Origin of the sequence: Endozoicomonas atrinae (assembly GCF_001647025.1) — a bacterium.
Lineage (GTDB): Bacteria > Pseudomonadota > Gammaproteobacteria > Pseudomonadales > Endozoicomonadaceae > Endozoicomonas > Endozoicomonas atrinae.
On sequence record NZ_LUKQ02000651.1, the window covers coordinates 1 to 870 of the forward strand.

General features: G+C 54.3%; 1 protein-coding gene. It reads right to left on the reverse strand.

The annotated features are described in order from the left end of the window. Window positions 1-870, reverse strand: an 870-nt coding sequence (locus AK963_RS34165) for a hypothetical protein (RefSeq protein WP_175404752.1), incomplete at both ends; no start/stop codon positions are given.

Consider the following 870-nt stretch of genomic DNA (forward strand, 5'->3'; position numbering starts at 1 on the left):
ATTAGGTACCTGACGGTAGAACCGATGTTTGTCGGTATCGAACAGTGATTGTCGTTCATCTCGCAGTGTTTTCAGCTGGGCTTCGGCATCCACCCACTGCTGGAAATAGTTCTCTACATCCTCTGCAACCGTGGTCAATTCGTTATTCAGCCGATCAACCTGCGCTTGATCCTGGTTTTCCTCTGCCTGTTTGAGTTGACGGGTAAGGTCATCACGCCGGGCACCGGCCTCTGCATGCTGTTTGCCGAACTCATCCCGCTGTTTTACGACAGCCCGAATCCTGTCATCGACTGCGTTTATCCGGGCATTGCGCTGCTCCTGTTTACGTACCGACTCTGACGTGCGGTAACCACTTTCCCGGCCTGCCTGATGCCAGTCGCTCTGCACTTCATCGATAAACAGAATCCGTTCATTACGACCGTGGACGTTTTCATCAAAGGTCTGGAAGCGCACATGGGCCAGTACGTTTTCTGTTGTTCCCCAGTGGCTTTCGTCATAGTCGTCCTGTCGCCACCGGGCAAAGGATTGATGCTCGCTGACCGCAGCCGCAATGGCGGAGGCTTCGGTGGCATGGCCCGTGGTGATCATCGTTTTGTCATCACCATTGTGGCGGTAAAGGGTGTAATCCCGGAACGCCTGACTCCAGCCCACATCGTCCACCTTCATACCGGCGGGCATCATGCCCTGCGCCAGTGCCTTGGCTTCTTCTTCGGAAATGGGGCTCAGGTTCTTGTGATTCGGATCAGCGGGGAATACGTGGCTGTTGTTATCGAGAATCAGCAACAGTTCGGAATAATCTTCACCACCTTGCATGGCATAATTGCGGTACTGAACGTCGGACTCATCCCGCAGCTCCGCTTCCAGGTCACT